The sequence below is a fragment of the Bacillus cereus group sp. MYBKT14-1 genome, from assembly GCF_051915185.1.
Taxonomy (GTDB): Bacteria; Bacillota; Bacilli; order Bacillales; family Bacillaceae_G; genus Bacillus_A; species Bacillus_A cereus.
Window position 1 is genome coordinate 1 of record NZ_JBQAEF010000010.1, and the last position, 17,743, is coordinate 17,743.

Consider the following 17,743-nt stretch of genomic DNA (forward strand, 5'->3'; position numbering starts at 1 on the left):
ATGATGGCAGAGAGGTCACACCCGTTCCCATACCGAACACGGAAGTTAAGCTCTCTAGCGCCGATGGTAGTTGGGACCTTGTCCCTGTGAGAGTAGGACGTTGCCAGGCAATATTATTCCGCAGTAGCTCAGCGGTAGAGCTATCGGCTGTTAACCGATCGGTCGTAGGTTCGATTCCTACCTGCGGAGCCATTGGAGAGCTGTCCGAGTTGGCCGAAGGAGCACGATTGGAAATCGTGTATACGTCACAAGCGTATCAAGGGTTCGAATCCCTTGCTCTCCGCCATAGGATTTATAATATTTGGCCCGTTGGTCAAGTGGTTAAGACACCGCCCTTTCACGGCGGTAACACGGGTTCGAATCCCGTACGGGTCACCACTTTGGAGGATTAGCTCAGCTGGGAGAGCACCTGCCTTACAAGCAGGGGGTCGGCGGTTCGATCCCGTCATCCTCCACCATATAAATTTTATATGAATAGTATTATCGCGGGGTGGAGCAGCACGGTAGCTCGTCGGGCTCATAACCCGAAGGTCGCAGGTTCAAATCCTGTCCCCGCAACCAAATGGTCCCGTGGTGTAGTGGTTAACATGCCTGCCTGTCACGCAGGAGATCGCCGGTTCGACCCCGGTCGGGACCGCCATTTTAATAAGGCTCGGTAGCTCAGTCGGTAGAGCAGAGGACTGAAAATCCTCGTGTCGGCGGTTCGATTCCGTCCCGAGCCACCATTTATTTTAATAAAATACGCCGGCTTAGCTCAATTGGTAGAGCAACTGACTTGTAATCAGTAGGTTGGGGGTTCAAGTCCTCTAGCCGGCACCATGTAAGTTTCGGAGGGGTAGCGAAGTGGCTAAACGCGGCGGACTGTAAATCCGCTCCTTCGGGTTCGGCAGTTCGAATCTGCCCCCCTCCACCATTTACATAGGGGCATAGTTTAAAGGTAGAACTGAGGTCTCCAAAACCTCCAGTGTGGGTTCGATTCCTACTGCCCCTGCCAAATATATTTACACAACATGGCGGTTGTGGCGAAGTGGTTAACGCACCGGATTGTGGCTCCGGCATTCGTGGGTTCGATTCCCATCAGTCGCCCCATTTTTATTTTAAAAATTACAAATAATCTAATGGATACTTACATATAATTAAGTAAGAATTCGATGGGCTATAGCCAAGCGGTAAGGCAACGGACTTTGACTCCGTCATGCGCTGGTTCGAATCCAGCTAGCCCAGCCATTTTTGCGGAAGTAGTTCAGTGGTAGAATACAACCTTGCCAAGGTTGGGGTCGCGGGTTCGAATCCCGTCTTCCGCTCCAATAAAACTTTATATGGCGGCATAGCCAAGTGGTAAGGCAGAGGTCTGCAAAACCTTTATCACCGGTTCAAATCCGGTTGCCGCCTTTTCTTTTGTGCCGATGTGGCGGAATTGGCAGACGCGCACGACTCAAAATCGTGTTCCTTCGGGAGTGTCGGTTCGACCCCGACCATCGGTATCATGAACGGCGTAATAAAAGACTCTACACCAAATGTGTAGAGTCTTTTTATATTTTCATCACACTATAAAATAAGCAAAATGGTGTGTTGGTGAAATGGTTATAAATGATTAAGGTAAACTTATTCATTTAGTACATGCGATACAGTTGGGGAAAGCTACAAAACAATAAAGGGATAAATTTTTATCCCTTTATATAATTTCATTATTTTATAGAGAATTTCTCCAACCTGGTGACATGAAGTTAAATCCGACGCCACCAGTAGATATTAGTACATGATCAGCTGTTAATTTCGTAATTTCTAAGAACTTCTTTTCAAACTCTTCTCTGTTGTATTTGTACATAGTTGAGTCGCATGACCACATGTGCGTTGAAGTACTCAACCAGTCTCTTAATTCCTTTAATTCAGGAAACGACTCAAATCGAATTGGTTCATCTAATTTCATGAATCTCACTTGATAGATAGTTGGGTTTAATTTTTCTCCTATTCCTTTAAAAGCATGTGATTTTTTGTCTTTTGAATGTGTCATAATTCACCCTCCATCTTTTCTTCAAATTTTTTCCTATTTTTATTATACAACAATAGAAAACAATTATGGGAATAATATGGAAATATTTATTGGCAATATAAAAAGACTGTAACAGAAATGTTAGAGTCTTTTTGTTAAATTATACTATGTGCTTCTAAAATTCGTAATAAACGTAGGAATTCATGTATAATATAACTTGTCGAAAGAACAAAATGATAGTGATTTATATTATGTCTGTAATATGAATCAAAAATGAACTTTTTATATTTCTTTTAAAAATGTGTTGAACACACATTATATTTCATATTAATATTTTTATGTAGATTTAAAACGGGAAAGAGAGTGGAAAGTATGGGCCGTAAATGGAACAATATTAAAGACAAAAAAGCATCAAAAGATGCAAATACAAGCCGTATATACGCGAAATTTGGGCGTGAAATTTATGTGGCAGCAAAACAAGGCGAGCCAGATCCAGAATCAAACCAAGCACTAAGAGTTGTATTAGAGCGTGCGAAAACATACAATGTTCCAAGAACAATTATTGATCGTGCAGTTGAAAAAGCAAAAGGCGGTTCAGAAGAAAATTATGACGAGCTTCGTTATGAAGGATTCGGACCAAATGGAGCTATGGTTATTGTAGATACACTTACAAATAACGTAAACCGTACTGCAGCAGATGTACGAGCTGCATTTAGCAAAAACAGTGGTAATATGGGTGTGAACGGTTCTGTAGCTTACATGTTTGATGCGACAGCTGTTATCGGCCTTGAAGGTAAAACATCAGATGAAGTTCTTGAAATTTTAATGGAAGCAGATGTAGATGCACGTGACATTCTAGAAGAAGAAGATTCTGTTATCGTGTATGCTGAACCAGATCAATTTCATGCAGTACAATCTGCACTTAAAGGTGCTGGCGTTGAGGAGTTTACAGTTGCAGAATTAACAATGCTTGCACAAAGTGATGTAACACTTCCTGAAGATGCTCAAGCACAATTTGAGAAAATGGTTGATGCATTAGAAGATTTAGAAGATGTTCAACAAGTTTATCACAACGTAGACTTAGGAGAGTAATACGATAGATGACCCTTTTCGCTTAGCGGATAGGGTCTTTTTTATGAAGTTAATTAAGGTGATGAAGTATTAAAGGTATTTTGTTGTAGGTAGGGAATATGATTATAGGGATATATAAAATATTCATTATCTCTAGGAGGCTTAATATGGAACATAAGACACCAAAGCATATCGTTGCTGTAGCCGGTTATTTAACAAATGGAAAAAATGAAGTGTTATTAACAAAAGTGCACTGGCGAGCTGATACGTGGGAGTTGCCAGGAGGACAGGTAGAAGAAGGCGAAGCGCTCGATCAAGCTGTCTGTAGGGAAATAAAAGAGGAAACAGGGTTAACGGTGAAGCCTATCGGAATTACAGGCGTTTATTATAATACTTCTATGCATATTCTAGCTGTTGTTTTTAAAGTAGCATATATAAGTGGTGAAATAAAAATTCAACCTGAAGAAATACAAGAGGCTAAATTTGTTGATTTAAATGAAGAGAACATAGATGAGTATATAACGCGTCCTCATATGAAATCCAGAACACTTGATGCAATGAGAGCAACACATTTTATTCCGTATGAAACGTGGGAAGTACAGCCGTATAATTTAATAGGAAGATTGTAAAGAAAAGAGTAGCCGATTTGAGATACATTCGAATCACTACTCTTTTTTTGTATACTGTTTAAGAAAAAGGTCAAAATAATAATAGCACTAGTATTGATTTAGGGAACGTTTGTTCTGTATAATAAATCTATATGTTATATACATTTAGATTACTAGATAGTCAAAAGTATATATATTTGTAGATGATATAATTAAAGTGTAAAGTGAAAATATAATAGTCTTAAGGGTTTCTCTTTTATTGGTTATTCGTACTTTAACATAATCTATATTCAATATTTCAGATGAATAGTAGATAAAAAAAGACTGTGATACAATACTTTTTTATCCAACTATTTGCTGGGCAGTAAGCTTGATTAATGAGGGCCGATTAAAGTTTCACTTTATACCTTACAATGATGTAAGGTACGTGTAAGAGAAATCGATGGGATATTTTTTTACAACAATGTATTCTTAAAGTAAGAGTTATATGCTGTGTGGAAAAGAGGTGTTCAAGATGAAAGAACGAGTATTATCTAGGGTGAACTATCATCAAAAAGTTGCATTAAATCCAATGACTAAACTTTTTTATAAAGCCATTATATTATTATTATTGTTAAGTTGTACGTTATTATTCATTGGAAATGTAATGATTGAGAAAAGTGATATTAGTAAATTACATGTACCGGCTAAGTTAGAGGTGCCAGAATCATTAACACATGCATTTATTGCGACAGAAGATAAAAGATTTTATCATCATAACGGTTTAGATTATATAGCAATTATTAGGGCATCTGTTGAGAATATAAAGGCTGGTGGTGTCGTGCAAGGAGGAAGTACAATTACACAGCAGCTATCTAAAAATGCCTTTTTAACGAATGAACGTACATTTTCTCGGAAGTGGAAAGAGATTTTTTATACGAAAAAAATTGAACGCACATTTACAAAGGATGAAATATTAAAATTATATGTAAGTAATATTTATTATGGAGAAGGAGCATGGGGAATTGAAAAAGCAGCAAACCTTTACTTCGGTAAAAAGGTGAACCAATTAACGTTGGCTGAAAGTGCAATGATGGCTGCTGTAGTAAAAGCACCTGCTTATTACTCACCTGCCCAAAATTATGATAAAGCAGTAGAGAGACGTAATGTCGTTTTGAGACTAATGGAGAAAGAAGGCTATATAAGCCATGATGAGTATGTTCAAGCAGTTAGTGAGAAATTGGTAATTCGTCATGATATAAAAATAGAGCAGTCGATGTTAAATAGCGCGCGTAAAAAAGCAGTAAGTTAAGAGAAGTTCCTACAGAGGAGCTTCTTTTTTTGAATAAATTGTGACAAATTGTGACACAATATCGTCACAATTATTGTGTTTTTGTAATTTATGTGAGCGTGTTCATTGCGTGACGTATATAAGTGTTGATATTATGTGTATTGTGTACAATGCTGTATACAGAATATGAATTTAAAGAGGAATGTATATGAAATCAAATAAACTCATGGCTCTTGGTATAGTTTTTTCTATCGCAGTATTGATTGTAATTGGAACAATTGCGTATAGCATCATAAATGACAAAAAAGATAAAGGGAATGAGATGTTTGCTTATTCTACGCAACAATCTTTAGGGAAAGATGATGCTCCAGTTAAGGTAGTTGAATTTGGAGACTTTAAATGTCCTGCTTGTCGTACTTGGGATGTAACAGTATTACCTCGATTAAAAGAGGAGTATATCGATAAAGGCAAAGTGCAGTTATATTTTATTAACTTCCCATTTATCGGAAAAGACTCAGATTTAGGTGCAGCAGCTGGTGAAGCAATTTATAAACAAGATAAAGATTCATTCTGGATTTTCTATGATGAGATTTATCAAAATCAAAAGAAAGATACGGAAGAATGGATTACAGAAGATTTGCTTCTTAGCATTGTGAAAGAGAAACTTCCAAAAGTTGATGTAGAGCAATTTAAGAAAGACTTACACAGTAAAGAAATTACAGAAAAAGTACGTAAAGATTCAGATCGTGCTCAAAAATTAAAAGTTCAAGGTGCTCCTTCTGTATATGTAAACGGAAATCTTGCAAATCCTGATTTTGATAGTATGAAGAAGGCAATTGATAAAGAATTGAAAAAGTGATGAGGTCTCTCATCACTTTTTCGACTTTTTTCGATAAAATTCTTGCCTCTACTTTTTTTACATGCTATACTATTTTACATAAGTTATTCTAATATCTTATATGTAATTCATATTTGCGGGTGTAGTTTAGTGGTAAAACAAGAGCCTTCCAAGCTCTGGTCGAGAGTTCGATTCTCTTCACCCGCTCCAAATTTTATTAAAAGTTTTTCTATAAATTGTGATCAACGCAGTGTTTCGTTTCCGAGATAAACGAGGCATTGCGTTTTTTAATGTTTGAAAAATATAATTACATGCGAAAATAGAAGTAAATGATAGTATTCCAAACGTGAATTACTAACCAATAGAGTGGTTACATAAGGGGTGGATTCATCTGAGGAGGCGATTAAGAGTGGATTTTGAACAATTAAAGCAAGATGTAATTGCGTATAGTAAAACAATTGGCATAGATAAAATAGGCTTTGCGAGCGCTTCTCCTTTTGAGGAATTAAAGCAGCGCTTAATCCAGCAACAACAATTAAATTATCAATCTGGATTTGAAGAGCCTGATATAGAGAAGAGAACGAATCCGCAACTGTTATTACCGGGTGCTAAATCAATTATTGCGATTGCTTTAGCATATCCTTCAAAATTAAAAAATGCACCATTAAGTAAGCGTGGAGAACGCCGTGGGATTTTTTGTCGTGCTTCTTGGGGACAAGATTATCATCTTGTTTTACGAGATCGTTTGCAAAAATTAGAGGCATATTTAATTGAAAAACTTCCCGATATAGAAGTGAAGTCCATGGTTGATACAGGTGAATTAAGTGATCGAGCTGTATCAGAGCGTGCTGGTATTGGATGGAGCGGTAAAAACTGCTCTATTATTACACCTGAATTTGGTTCGTACGTATACTTAGGGGAAATGATTACAAATGTTCCATTCCCGCCAGATAAGCCGATAGAAGATCAATGCGGAGGCTGTACGAAATGTATTGATATTTGTCCTACCGGTGCTTTAATACAGGGGGGACAGTTAGATTCGAAGAAGTGCATTGCGTTTTTAACACAGACGAAAGGATTCCTACCTGAAGAATATCGCGATAAAATAGGAAATCGTATATATGGATGTGATACGTGTCAGACTGTTTGCCCGAAAAATAAAGGAATGGATTTTCATAATCATCCTGAGATGGAGCCGGATCCTGAGCTAGTTAAACCATTATTAACGCCACTTTTAACAATTAGTAATCGTGATTTTAAAGAGAAATATGGGGTTATGTCAGGGTCATGGAGAGGGAAAAAGCCACTGCAAAGAAATGCGATTTTAGCATTAGCACATTTTAAAGAAGCATCGGCAATTCCAGATTTAATTGGTGTTATGAAAGATGACCCAAGACCGGTACTACGCGGAACGGCAGCATGGGCACTTGGGAAAATTGGCGGAGATGGAGTAGGCGAAGCGATTGAGAAAGCGATGGAACGTGAGAAAGATGAAGAAGTGCTTCATGAAATGAATCGCGGGCTTGAATTGTTAGCACAGAAAAAAGAGTAGATAATATTTCCCTTTTTCATATTGTAATATGGGAGGGAGACAGAATGGTTGTAAAAACGAAGATTGAAAACCAAGTACAACAATTTTTAGCATATATAACGGAGAAAAGAACGAATGTGGATGGTATTGCTGAGGATTTACTACAAATGGCACTGAGAAAGAAACAATTGTTTCAAAGGCGTAGTGCACATATAGTGAAAGCAACTGCGGATGTTTCTTTCATTAGACAATTAAATAGTAATGACCATCAAGAAATTGATTATCAAATACATTTTAAATATTTAATTAAGCATAAAGAATTATTTTATATTGAAGAGGAACAATTAAAACGAAGAGTTTGTTTAAATAATAGTCGAATTATAGGCGATTCTGCTATTGAAGTGTCAGAAGAAATTAGAATGGGTGAGACATTAGAAAGGGATATTACGAAAGAGAAGTACGGTTCTTATCAGTATAATCGTTTAGAGGCAGTGAAATATGCAGAGCGTTGGTGGGATGACCGGAATCCTATGTATCGTAATTTCCCTGATAATTGTACGAATTTCATTTCTCAATGTCTTCATACTGGAGAAGTACCTATGAACGGGTATCCTAATATTCGTAAAGGATGGTGGCAAAGGGAGAATCAGTGGAGTTGGAGCTGGGCTGTTGCACATTCTTTTTATTGGTATTTGTCAGGTGCTACAACAGGACTTCGAGCAGAGGCGGTAGAGAGGCCAGAAGAACTTATTCTTGGAGATGTCATTGCTTATGATTTCGAGGATGACGGAAGATGGAATCATACGACGATTGTAGTAGCAAAAGATGCAGATGGTATGCCGCTTGTAAATGCACATTCAGCGAATAGCCGTCGACGTTATTGGAACTATGAAGACTCTAGTAAATATACACCACAAATGAAATATAAATTCTTTCATATTATTAATGGGTAGAGATTTTTCGCTCAAGTGGTATAATACGTAGTAGACAAAAAACAGAGGTGAATATCGCGTGGGAGTACATGTTGTTTTATATCAGCCAGAAATTCCAGCAAATACAGGGAATATTGCTCGTACTTGTGCAGCAACTGGAACAGAATTACATTTGATTAGACCGCTTGGATTTTCAACGGATGATAAAATGTTAAAGCGTGCAGGATTAGATTATTGGCAGCACGTAAAAATTACGTATTATGATTCAATTGAAGAATTTTATGAAAAAAATAAAGACGGTGAATTCTTCTATTTAACAAAGTATGGCGAGAAAGCTCATACAGCGTTTGACTATAGCAAGCGTGAGAAGGATTACTATTTTGTATTTGGAAGAGAAACAAACGGCTTACCAGCTAATGTAATCGAAGAAAACTTTGATCATTGTTTACGTATTCCAATGACAGATAAAGTACGTTCATTAAATTTATCTAATACAGCAGCAATTTTAATTTATGAAGCGTTCCGTCAACAAAATTACCCTGGATTAGATTTAGAAATCGTTTATTAAAAGTCGCCATATGGCGACTTTTTTTTATAAAATAAAAATAATATATAATCATACATTTAAAAGAGAGGACATAATCATATAGAATGGGATATATGATTAAAAATAGATAAGACGGGTTGAGATAAATATGAAGGAAGAATATAGTAATCAAAATACCTTTTTAAGTATGATAGATATGGATTTAATTAGACAAGGATTATTACATGCTATTCAAGATTTAGTATTCATATTGAAAGTTATTGATAATGAAACGTTTCAATATATGTATGTGAATAAAATAGGAATGGATTATGCTAGGTTAAGCGAAGAGTGCTATGGAAAAACTTTTGCAGAAGTATTACCAAAAGATATAGCGGGGATATTGCAAAGGCAATATGCAAAAGTAGTGAGAGAAGCGAAAGCACACACCTTTTGTGATGTAGTCAATTTACCAAAAGGTGAGATACATTATGAATCTTCACTTAATCCTGTCTGCGACGAAGAAGGAATATGTCAATTTGTTATTTGCATTACAAGAGATATTACAGCTCAAATTGAGGAGAAGACAAAGATAGAGGAAAAACAAATGTTATTTAAGTCGTTACTGGAATATAATAATGACTCAATTATATCTATAGATTCTATAGGGAGAGTTACATATGCAAATCCGGCAACGTATGAAATATTTGGATATCGGTATGAGGAATTAAATAATAAATTTATTTTTGAATTCATTAATAAAGAATATGAAAAAGATTTTCAAATTCTATTTAAGGGATCGATGCAAGGAAAAGCAAAACAAATTGTTTCAAAGAAATATGTTCATAAAGAAGGGTACGAGCTATATATTTCTTTGAGAACTATCCCGATTATTGTGAAAGGTGAAATTGTTGGGGTTTATATTGTTACGAGAGATGTTACAAGGCAAGTATTAAACGAAATGCGAACAGAATATTTAGCTTACTATGACCAGTTAACGGGATTAATGAATAGAATTTCATGTACAAATAAGTTAAATACTTTTTTAAATGAGAGTGTAAATTTTGCACTTGTATTTATAGATTTAGATGAGTTTCATCGTATTAATGATACATTTGGTCATAAAGAGGGAGATAAAGTATTACAAAAAGTTACAGAATGTTTAAGCAATCTAAAAATAGAAGATATGCACTTATTTAGAGAACACGATGATCAATTTGTTATGTTGATAGAAAATATAACGAAAGAATGTGTAGAGGAAGTTGCAAAAAGCATACTGAAAAATATTAGTGAATATTTTGTAATCGAAGAAGAAGATATATATTTAAGTGCATCAATTGGAATTGTAATGGCTCCAGCAGATGGAGAAGATGAAAAAATACTATTTCAGAGGGTCGATGCTGCTTTAGAAAAAGCAAAAGAAAAAGGAAAAGGACATTATCATTTTTATTGTAGTGGATTAGACTGTGAGCGTGAACAAAGGTTTATAATAGAAAACCAGTTACATCGTGCTATAGAAAAAAATGAATTTTTCTTATATTATCAGCCACAAATTAATATTGAAACGAAAAAAATAGCTAGTATGGAAGCTTTAATAAGGTGGGAGAATAAGGAATTAGGATTTGTTTCTCCAAACCAATTTATTCCGTTGGCAGAAAGAACAGGATTTATTATTAAGCTCGATGAATGGGTAGTAAATCAAGTGTGTCAGCAACTGCGCGAATGGTTAAATAAAGGATATGAAGTGGTCCCAATTGCGGTTAATATTTCAGCTAGACACTTTCGTTCTATTACATTAATAGAGATGATTACACGGGCTTTAAATAAGTACAATGTATCAGCTCATTTATTAGCGATAGAGGTTACAGAAGGAGCTCTTATACATAAAGATATATCAAAGAGAGTGTTACTACAATTAAAAGAACAAAATTTAAAGATTCATTTAGATGATTTTGGAACAGGCTATTCATCTTTAAGTTATTTAAAAACATATCCAATTGATACTTTAAAAATTGATCGTTCTTTTATGGAAGGTATACATATAGATGAACGTGATACGAATATTACAGCTGCAATTATTCATTTAGCTCATACTTTAGAATTGAATATAATTGCAGAAGGAGTAGAAAAAAAGGAGCAAATACAGTTTTTGAAAGAAAAGAATGTGAAGCTTGTACAAGGTTATTATTATAGCCGACCACTATCCAAATATGATATGGAAAATATGTATTATAAATAAAAAAATGATGTGCTAAAAGCACATCATTTTTTATGTGTACCTGGTTTGTCATTGTAACCGGATGTAAAAATAGCTGTAAGAAATGTGAGTGATACACCTAAAATTAATAATAATTTCATACTAATATCCTCCTTACTGTTTTCGGTTTATGAGTTTTATTTATTATCCAAAATGTATGTAAGGTTCTTAGAAGAAAAGAATTTATTTATAATGAATAGCAGTGTAAAAATGTTAATACCTATATTATACAGAATTTTCTTTGAATTTTGGAGAGAATTTTAGCGTGCTATTATATATTTCGTTTTGATTTAAAGAATGTTTAAGGACATCCTAGCATACCTTTTATAATAATCCGATTGAACAAGGAGATGGGGGAGGAGCTATAATGGATATTCTAAAAAAGATTGAACAGCACCGAGAAGCAGAAGAACGTTTACAATGGGAAGGTACGTTTGCGGAGTATTTGGAGCTTGTGAAAGAAAGACCATGGGTGGCTCAAACAGCACACTCTCGCATTTACAATATGATAAAAGACGCTGGAATTGAAGAAGTTGATGGTAGAAGAAAGTATAACTTCTTTAGTAATCAGCTCTTTGGATTAGAGGATGCTCTAGAACGTCTTGTAGAGGAATATTTTCATCCATCTGCAAAACGATTAGATGTTAGAAAAAGAATTTTATTATTAATGGGTCCTGTTAGTGGAGGAAAATCAACGTTAGTTACAATGTTGAAACGAGGATTAGAAACATATTCAAGAACAGATCGCGGAGCAATTTTTGCAATTAAAGGATGCCCAATGCATGAGGATCCACTGCATTTAATTCCACATCATTTACGAGATGATTTCTTTGATGAGTATGGTGTTAGAATTGAAGGGAATTTATCACCATTAAATGTGATGCGTCTAGAGCAAGAATACGGATCAAGAATTGAGGATGTAGTTGTAGAGCGTATTTTCTTCTCTGAAGATCGCCGTACAGGGATTGGTACATTTAGCCCGTCTGATCCAAAATCACAGGATATTGCAGATTTAACAGGTAGTCTGGACTTTTCTACGATTGCAGAATATGGTTCAGAATCAGATCCGCGTGCGTATCGATTTGATGGAGAATTAAATAAGGCGAACCGAGGAATGATGGAGTTCCAAGAGATGTTAAAATGCGATGAGAAGTTTTTATGGCACTTATTATCGCTTACACAAGAAGGGAATTTCAAAGCGGGAAGATTTGCGCTTATTTCAGCAGATGAATTAATTGTAGCGCATACGAACGAAACAGAGTATCGCTCATTTATAGCAAATAAGAAAAATGAAGCATTGCACTCAAGAATTATTGTAATGCCAGTTCCTTATAATTTACGAGTAAGTGAAGAAGAGCATATTTATGAAAAAATGATTCGTGAAAGTGATGTGTCGAATGTTCACATTGCACCACACACACTTCGCGTTGCAGCAATGTTCACTATTTTAACTCGTTTAAAAGATCCGAAGCGTCCGGATATTGATTTAATTAAAAAGATGCGTTTGTATGATGGAGAAACGGTAGAAGGTTATAATGCGATTGATGTAGAAGAATTACAACGTGAATATCAAGATGAAGGTATGAAGGGTATTGACCCTCGTTATGTCATTAACCGAATTTCGTCTACAATCATTCGAAAAGAGGTACCATCTATTAACGCGTTAGATGTACTTAGATCTTTAAAAGATGGGCTAGATCAGCATCCATCCATTAGTAATGAAGACCGTGAACGTTACATGAACTTCATCTCATTAGCGAGAAAAGAATACGATGAAATCGCGAAGAAAGAAGTACAAAAAGCGTTTGTTTATTCATATGAAGAATCAGCTAAGACGCTTATGGATAATTACTTAGATAACGTCGAGGCGTACTGCAATAAATCGAAATTACGTGATCCGTTAACAGGAGAAGAAATGAGTCCAGATGAAAAATTAATGCGCTCAATTGAAGAGCAAATTGGAATTTCAGAGAATGCTAAGAAAGCGTTCCGTGAAGAGATTTTAATTCGCATTTCTGCTTATGCCCGTAAAGGAAAACGTTTTGATTATAATTCACATGAACGTCTTCGTGAAGCGATTCAGAAAAAACTATTTGCTGATTTAAAAGATATAGTGAAAATTACAACATCAACGAAAACGCCGGACGAAAATCAGCTTAAGAAAATCAATGATGTTGTTGCGCGTTTAATTGATGAGCACGGCTATAATTCTTCTTCAGCAAACGAATTACTACGCTATGTAGGTAGCTTGTTAAACAGATAGTTTGATAACAAAACGCTGTCTCTTGTATTTTGCGGGACAGCGTTTTATTATCCGTTCATATGTGTATAAAGTGTCATACCTTGTCCAAATGTAATAAATTAAGATGCAATTTCATGAATTTATTGTCAATTATTTTTACAATATGCATATGATAGAGTAACCAACCATTCATACGAAAAAAGCCAACACAATACAATATGTTGCAAAGTAAAAATATGTGCAACAATGCATTGTGTTTCTTTCTTATCAGTGGCTGAATATTTCTTTCTATTATGTGAGTGGCAAAATTTTGTTTAGGATGCTCGGGGTATTGTATGAAAAACGTTATAAATGTTTATGGGATGATTTTCTGTGGGCAGTTACCTTTCAAACATTCTAGCTTGCACATTACAGAACAGAATTTATAGATTGCTGTTCATACAGGAAGACAATTACAGTAAGGAGGGAAAGGAATGGGCGAAGAAAATCAACCAAATTATACAATTTCACAGGAAAACTGGTCCCTCCATCGCAAAGGATATGACGACCAACAGCGCCATCAAGAAAAAGTACAAGAGGCAATTAAAAATAATTTACCCGATCTTGTAACAGAAGAAAGTATAGTTATGTCTAATGGCAAGGATGTTGTAAAAATACCAATTCGTTCTCTAGATGAATATAAGATTAGATACAATTATGATAAAAATAAACATGTTGGGCAAGGAAATGGTGACAGCAAAGTTGGTGATGTCGTTGCGAGAGATGGATCAGGTGGTCAAAAACAAAAAGGGCCAGGAAAAGGCCAAGGAGCAGGAGATGCAGCTGGGGAAGATTACTATGAAGCTGAAGTCTCTATTTTAGAATTAGAGCAAGCGTTTTTCAGAGAATTAGAACTGCCTAATTTAAAGAGAAAAGAAATGGATGAAAACCGGATTGAACATGTTGAATTTAATGACATTAGAAAAACAGGATTATGGGGAAATATCGATAAGAAAAGAACAATGATATCCGCATATAAACGAAATGCGATGAGTGGTAAAGCATCTTTTCATCCGATTCATCAAGAAGACTTAAAGTTCCGCACTTGGAATGAAGTGTTAAAGCCAGATTCAAAAGCTGTTGTATTAGCGATGATGGATACGAGTGGATCGATGGGAATATGGGAGAAATATATGGCACGGAGCTTCTTTTTCTGGATGACGAGATTTCTACGCACAAAGTATGAAACAGTAGATATTGAATTTATTGCCCATCATACGGAGGCAAAAGTAGTTCCAGAGGAAGAGTTTTTCTCAAAAGGAGAAAGTGGCGGAACAATTTGTTCTTCTGTATACAAAAAAGCACTCGAGCTAATTGATAATAAATACTCACCAGACCGCTATAATATTTATCCATTCCATTTTTCAGATGGTGATAATTTAACATCAGATAATGCTAGATGTGTAAAGCTTGTTGAAGAGCTAATGAAGAAGTGTAATATGTTTGGGTATGGGGAAGTGAATCAGTACAACCGCCACAGTACACTCATGTCAGCCTATAAAAATATTAAAGATGAAAACTTTAGATACTATATTTTAAAGCAAAAAGCAGACGTATTTCATGCGATGAAAAGCTTTTTTAGAGAAGAATCAGGTGAGAAAATGGCATAACCTCTTTTAAAGAGGTTATTTTTTTGTAAACTTTTTATTTTTCCATTTGACAATGATAATGAAAATCATTATCATTTATTCGAGAAATGATTACATTTCGAATTATATATTTCGGAGGAGATGTAAAGTTGAAACAAAATAAAAGAAAACGTATAAATGCAATGATTATAGTGGCGGCGTTATCACTTCCGTTTGCTGTTTATTCAACACCTGCTTTAGCGGCAGTAGCAATTGAGGCGAATAAAACTGGACAAGGTTTAGAAGATGGTACATATGACGCTGTAATTAAAGCGTATAAAGATAAAACGAATGAAGAGTCTATGGCAGCTGTTTATATAAAGGATCCGAAATTAACAATTGAGAACGGAAAGAAAATTGTAACAGCAACGTTAAGTGATAGTGATTTCTTTCAATACTTGAAAACAGAGGATATTCATAATCCAGATGTGTTTCATGATGTGAAAGTACTATCAGAAGATAAAAAGAAAAATGGAACGAAAGTGATTCAGTTTGAAGTAGGGGAATTAGGGAAAAGGTATAATATGCGGATGCATATTTATATTCCAACAATGGCCTATGACAATAAGTACCAAGTACAGTTTGAAGTAAATACATTGAATTTAGAGAACAAAGTTCCAGAAAAACAAAAGGAAAATAAAGAGGAACAACAAGATGAGAACGGAAATGTAATATTAGATAAGCAATTACAAAAATATATTAATAAATATAACTTAAATAGAGATAATGTAGATGCGCCAATCACAAAGAAAGATTTATTACAAATTAAAACATTATCCATTTATTCTGGTAAAGGAATAAATGAAATAACTGGTTTAGAGTATATGACAAATTTAGAGAAGTTGACGTTACGAGAGTCTAATGTAAAAGACATATCAGCCATCTCGAAATTGAGAGGTTTGAAGTACGTTGATTTAACGTCTAATTCAATTGAAAGTATTCACCCAATTGAGCAGTTAGAGAATATTAATAAGCTTTTTTTAAGAGATAATAAAATTTCTGATCTTACACCATTAAGTAAAATGAAAAAAATTAAAACATTAGATTTAATCGGTAATAACATTAAAGATATCCAGCCATTATTTATATTATCAACTATGAAACAATTATACTTAGCAAATAATCAAATCAGTGATCTTACGGGAATTGATCGATTAAATAATGTGGAACTATTATGGATAGGGAACAATAAAATTAATAATGTTGAATCTATTAGTAAAATGAGTAATCTTATTGAACTAGAAATTTCTGATAGTGAAATAAAAGATATATCACCATTATCTCAATTAGGAAATTTACAAGTGCTGAATTTAGAAGAGAATTATATCTCTGATATATCGCCGTTGAGCACCTTAACAAATTTACATGAGATAAATCTTGGAGCAAATGAAATTTCTGACGTAAGGCCTGTTGAGGAATTAGGTAAGCGAATTTCAATTGACATTCAAAGACAAAAAATCTTTTTAAATGAAGCAAGCGTAGATGAAGAAATAAAAATCCCAGTATACAACCTCAAAGGAGAGCCACTTCAAAATATTAATTTACAAAGTGAGGGGGCTACTCTGAATAACGGATTTATAAAATGGAATAGTCCTGGAGAAAAAATATATAAATTTAAACTAGATACTAATTCTACTGAAAGTAGAATTAGATTTAATGGCATGGTTATACAGAATATAGTTGAAAAACAAAAAGAAAGTCAAAATGTAATTCTCGATAAAACTTTACAACAACATATTAATAAAGAGAATTTAGGTAGAGAGGATTTAAACGCCCCTATCACAAAAGAAGATTTATTACAGATTAAAAAACTAGAGATATTTAAAGAAAAAGGAAATGAGATAAAAGATATAACAGGTTTAGAGTACATGACGAACTTAGAAAACCTCACTTTAGAAGGAGTAGGTCTGAAAAATATTGAGTTCATTTCAAACTTGAAACAATTGAATAATGTGAATGTATCTCATAATCAAATTGAAGATATAACACCACTATCTTCATTGGAAAATTTACAGTGGTTAAATCTTGCGGACAATCATATTAAAGATGTAATGGTTATTGGTTCCATGTTAAACTTATTTAGCTTAAATTTAGCTGGAAATGAGATTCGTGATGTAAGGCCATTAATACAATTAGGTCAGTGGTTTACAATTGATGTTGGAAGACAAAATATCATTTTAAATGATGCAAAAATAAACGAAGAAATTCAAATTCCTGTATATGATTTAGAAGGAGAAAGTATTGAAAATATTCAATTGGTAAGTGAGGGAGGGACGTTTAATAACGGAGTAATAAAATGGAGTACCCCAGGTGAAAAGGTGTATAAATTTGATTTAGATTCTGATGAAATTAGCATCAGGTTTAACGGAACAGTTATACAGAATATAGTGGAAAAAGAAGAAGTTGAAGGTATAAAAGAAGAAGTGAAAGAACCGGTAAAAGAAGTTGAAGGTACAAAAGAAGAAGTAAAAGAGCCGGTAAAAGAAGTTGAAGGTACAAAAGAAGAAGTAAAAGAGCCGGTAAAAGAAGTTGAAGAAGCGAAAGAACCAAAGAAAGAAGTAAAAGAATCAGTAACAGGATTGGATCAAGAGCCAAAAGGGAATAATCAAGTTGTTGAAAACGAGGGAAGAAAAGCAGACACTTTAAATAAACAACATACTAATAAGCCAGAGGAAGGCAAGAAATTTTTACCATCAACAGGCGGTGAAGCTAGCACATCGACTTTACTTTCTGGGTTAACACTTGTTCTTTCCGCACTAAGTATGTTCGTATTTAGAAAGAGATTATTTAAGAAATAAATAACGTTTA

At 34.6% G+C, this 17,743-nt stretch carries 12 protein-coding genes, 16 tRNA genes and 1 rRNA gene; 28 read left to right on the forward strand and 1 reads right to left on the reverse strand.

The genetic code is table 11. The annotated features are described in order from the left end of the window. The 16 genes from rrf to ACTFO4_RS21705 all read left to right on the forward strand — a co-directional run. Nucleotides 1-109: ribosomal RNA gene (gene rrf, locus ACTFO4_RS21630) — 5S ribosomal RNA — on the forward strand; the annotation flags it as partial. Nucleotides 110-117: 8 nt separating this feature from the next. Then, nucleotides 118-192, forward strand: a tRNA-Asn gene (locus ACTFO4_RS21635). A 2-nt stretch (nucleotides 193-194) separates the two neighbouring features. Beyond that, nucleotides 195-286: transfer RNA gene (locus ACTFO4_RS21640), tRNA-Ser, on the forward strand. 17 nt (nucleotides 287-303) lie between these two features. Continuing rightward, a tRNA-Glu gene (locus tag ACTFO4_RS21645) sits at nucleotides 304-378 on the forward strand. A gap of 4 nt (nucleotides 379-382) precedes the next feature. Then, a tRNA-Val gene (locus ACTFO4_RS21650) sits at nucleotides 383-458 on the forward strand. Between the two features lie 26 nt (nucleotides 459-484). Continuing rightward, nucleotides 485-561: transfer RNA gene (locus ACTFO4_RS21655), tRNA-Met, on the forward strand. A gap of 3 nt (nucleotides 562-564) precedes the next feature. Further along, nucleotides 565-640 (forward strand) — tRNA-Asp (locus ACTFO4_RS21660). A 9-nt stretch (nucleotides 641-649) separates the two neighbouring features. Then, a tRNA-Phe gene (locus ACTFO4_RS21665) sits at nucleotides 650-725 on the forward strand. Between the two features lie 18 nt (nucleotides 726-743). Next, nucleotides 744-819, forward strand: a tRNA-Thr gene (locus ACTFO4_RS21670). Between the two features lie 10 nt (nucleotides 820-829). Then, nucleotides 830-913, forward strand: a tRNA-Tyr gene (locus tag ACTFO4_RS21675). A 7-nt stretch (nucleotides 914-920) separates the two neighbouring features. Further along, nucleotides 921-994: transfer RNA gene (locus tag ACTFO4_RS21680), tRNA-Trp, on the forward strand. A gap of 19 nt (nucleotides 995-1,013) precedes the next feature. Next, nucleotides 1,014-1,089 (forward strand) — tRNA-His (locus ACTFO4_RS21685). A 63-nt stretch (nucleotides 1,090-1,152) separates the two neighbouring features. Beyond that, nucleotides 1,153-1,227, forward strand: a tRNA-Gln gene (locus ACTFO4_RS21690). 5 nt (nucleotides 1,228-1,232) lie between these two features. Further along, nucleotides 1,233-1,307: transfer RNA gene (locus tag ACTFO4_RS21695), tRNA-Gly, on the forward strand. 14 nt (nucleotides 1,308-1,321) lie between these two features. Next, nucleotides 1,322-1,392: transfer RNA gene (locus ACTFO4_RS21700), tRNA-Cys, on the forward strand. A gap of 10 nt (nucleotides 1,393-1,402) precedes the next feature. Continuing rightward, nucleotides 1,403-1,484: transfer RNA gene (locus tag ACTFO4_RS21705), tRNA-Leu, on the forward strand. A gap of 209 nt (nucleotides 1,485-1,693) precedes the next feature. Here ACTFO4_RS21705 and ACTFO4_RS21710 read toward each other — a convergent pair. Further along, entirely contained in the window at nucleotides 1,694-2,014 is a 321-nt protein-coding gene (locus tag ACTFO4_RS21710; protein WP_440014367.1) for a DUF3884 family protein, read from the reverse strand. Nucleotides 2,015-2,365: 351 nt separating this feature from the next. Between ACTFO4_RS21710 and ACTFO4_RS21715 the strand changes: the two genes are divergently transcribed. The 12 genes from ACTFO4_RS21715 (at nucleotide 2,366) to ACTFO4_RS21770 (ending at nucleotide 17,733) form a co-directional block, all read left to right on the forward strand. After that, a complete protein-coding gene (locus tag ACTFO4_RS21715) occupies nucleotides 2,366-3,085 on the forward strand; it encodes a YebC/PmpR family DNA-binding transcriptional regulator (protein ID WP_000532952.1) in 720 nt (239 codons plus the stop codon). Nucleotides 3,086-3,231: 146 nt separating this feature from the next. Continuing rightward, complete coding sequence (locus ACTFO4_RS21720) at nucleotides 3,232-3,693, forward strand: NUDIX hydrolase (protein ID WP_000400469.1); 462 nt, start codon at nucleotides 3,232-3,234, stop codon at nucleotides 3,691-3,693. 493 nt (nucleotides 3,694-4,186) lie between these two features. Next, the gene (locus ACTFO4_RS21725; RefSeq protein ID WP_000664715.1) at nucleotides 4,187-4,963 is read left to right on the forward strand and encodes a transglycosylase domain-containing protein; all 777 of its coding nucleotides are present in this window, start codon (nucleotides 4,187-4,189) and stop codon (nucleotides 4,961-4,963) included. Nucleotides 4,964-5,150: 187 nt separating this feature from the next. After that, nucleotides 5,151-5,801, forward strand: a complete 651-nt coding sequence (locus tag ACTFO4_RS21730) for a DsbA family protein (protein ID WP_000841308.1) — start codon at nucleotides 5,151-5,153, stop codon at nucleotides 5,799-5,801. A 115-nt stretch (nucleotides 5,802-5,916) separates the two neighbouring features. Next, nucleotides 5,917-5,990 (forward strand) — tRNA-Gly (locus tag ACTFO4_RS21735). A gap of 199 nt (nucleotides 5,991-6,189) precedes the next feature. Continuing rightward, complete coding sequence (gene queG, locus ACTFO4_RS21740) at nucleotides 6,190-7,332, forward strand: tRNA epoxyqueuosine(34) reductase QueG (protein WP_440014368.1); 1,143 nt, start codon at nucleotides 6,190-6,192, stop codon at nucleotides 7,330-7,332. Between the two features lie 44 nt (nucleotides 7,333-7,376). Further along, nucleotides 7,377-8,264 carry an amidase domain-containing protein gene (locus tag ACTFO4_RS21745; protein WP_000260591.1) on the forward strand — a complete coding sequence of 296 codons (888 nt, stop codon included), beginning with the start codon at nucleotides 7,377-7,379 and terminating at the stop codon, nucleotides 8,262-8,264. Between the two features lie 58 nt (nucleotides 8,265-8,322). Then, complete coding sequence (gene trmL, locus ACTFO4_RS21750; protein ID WP_000538147.1) at nucleotides 8,323-8,811, forward strand: tRNA (uridine(34)/cytosine(34)/5-carboxymethylaminomethyluridine(34)-2'-O)-methyltransferase TrmL; 489 nt, start codon at nucleotides 8,323-8,325, stop codon at nucleotides 8,809-8,811. 127 nt (nucleotides 8,812-8,938) lie between these two features. Next, nucleotides 8,939-11,008, forward strand: a complete 2,070-nt coding sequence (locus ACTFO4_RS21755) for a sensor domain-containing protein (protein ID WP_061456741.1) — start codon at nucleotides 8,939-8,941, stop codon at nucleotides 11,006-11,008. 385 nt (nucleotides 11,009-11,393) lie between these two features. Beyond that, nucleotides 11,394-13,289, forward strand: a complete 1,896-nt coding sequence (locus tag ACTFO4_RS21760; protein WP_000353281.1) for a PrkA family serine protein kinase — start codon at nucleotides 11,394-11,396, stop codon at nucleotides 13,287-13,289. A 452-nt stretch (nucleotides 13,290-13,741) separates the two neighbouring features. After that, the gene (gene yhbH, locus ACTFO4_RS21765) at nucleotides 13,742-14,917 is read left to right on the forward strand and encodes a sporulation protein YhbH (RefSeq protein ID WP_000503518.1); all 1,176 of its coding nucleotides are present in this window, start codon (nucleotides 13,742-13,744) and stop codon (nucleotides 14,915-14,917) included. Nucleotides 14,918-15,045: 128 nt separating this feature from the next. Continuing rightward, nucleotides 15,046-17,733 carry a leucine-rich repeat domain-containing protein gene (locus ACTFO4_RS21770; RefSeq protein WP_440018866.1) on the forward strand — a complete coding sequence of 896 codons (2,688 nt, stop codon included), beginning with the start codon at nucleotides 15,046-15,048 and terminating at the stop codon, nucleotides 17,731-17,733. The last annotated feature ends 10 nt before the right edge of the window (nucleotides 17,734-17,743 follow it).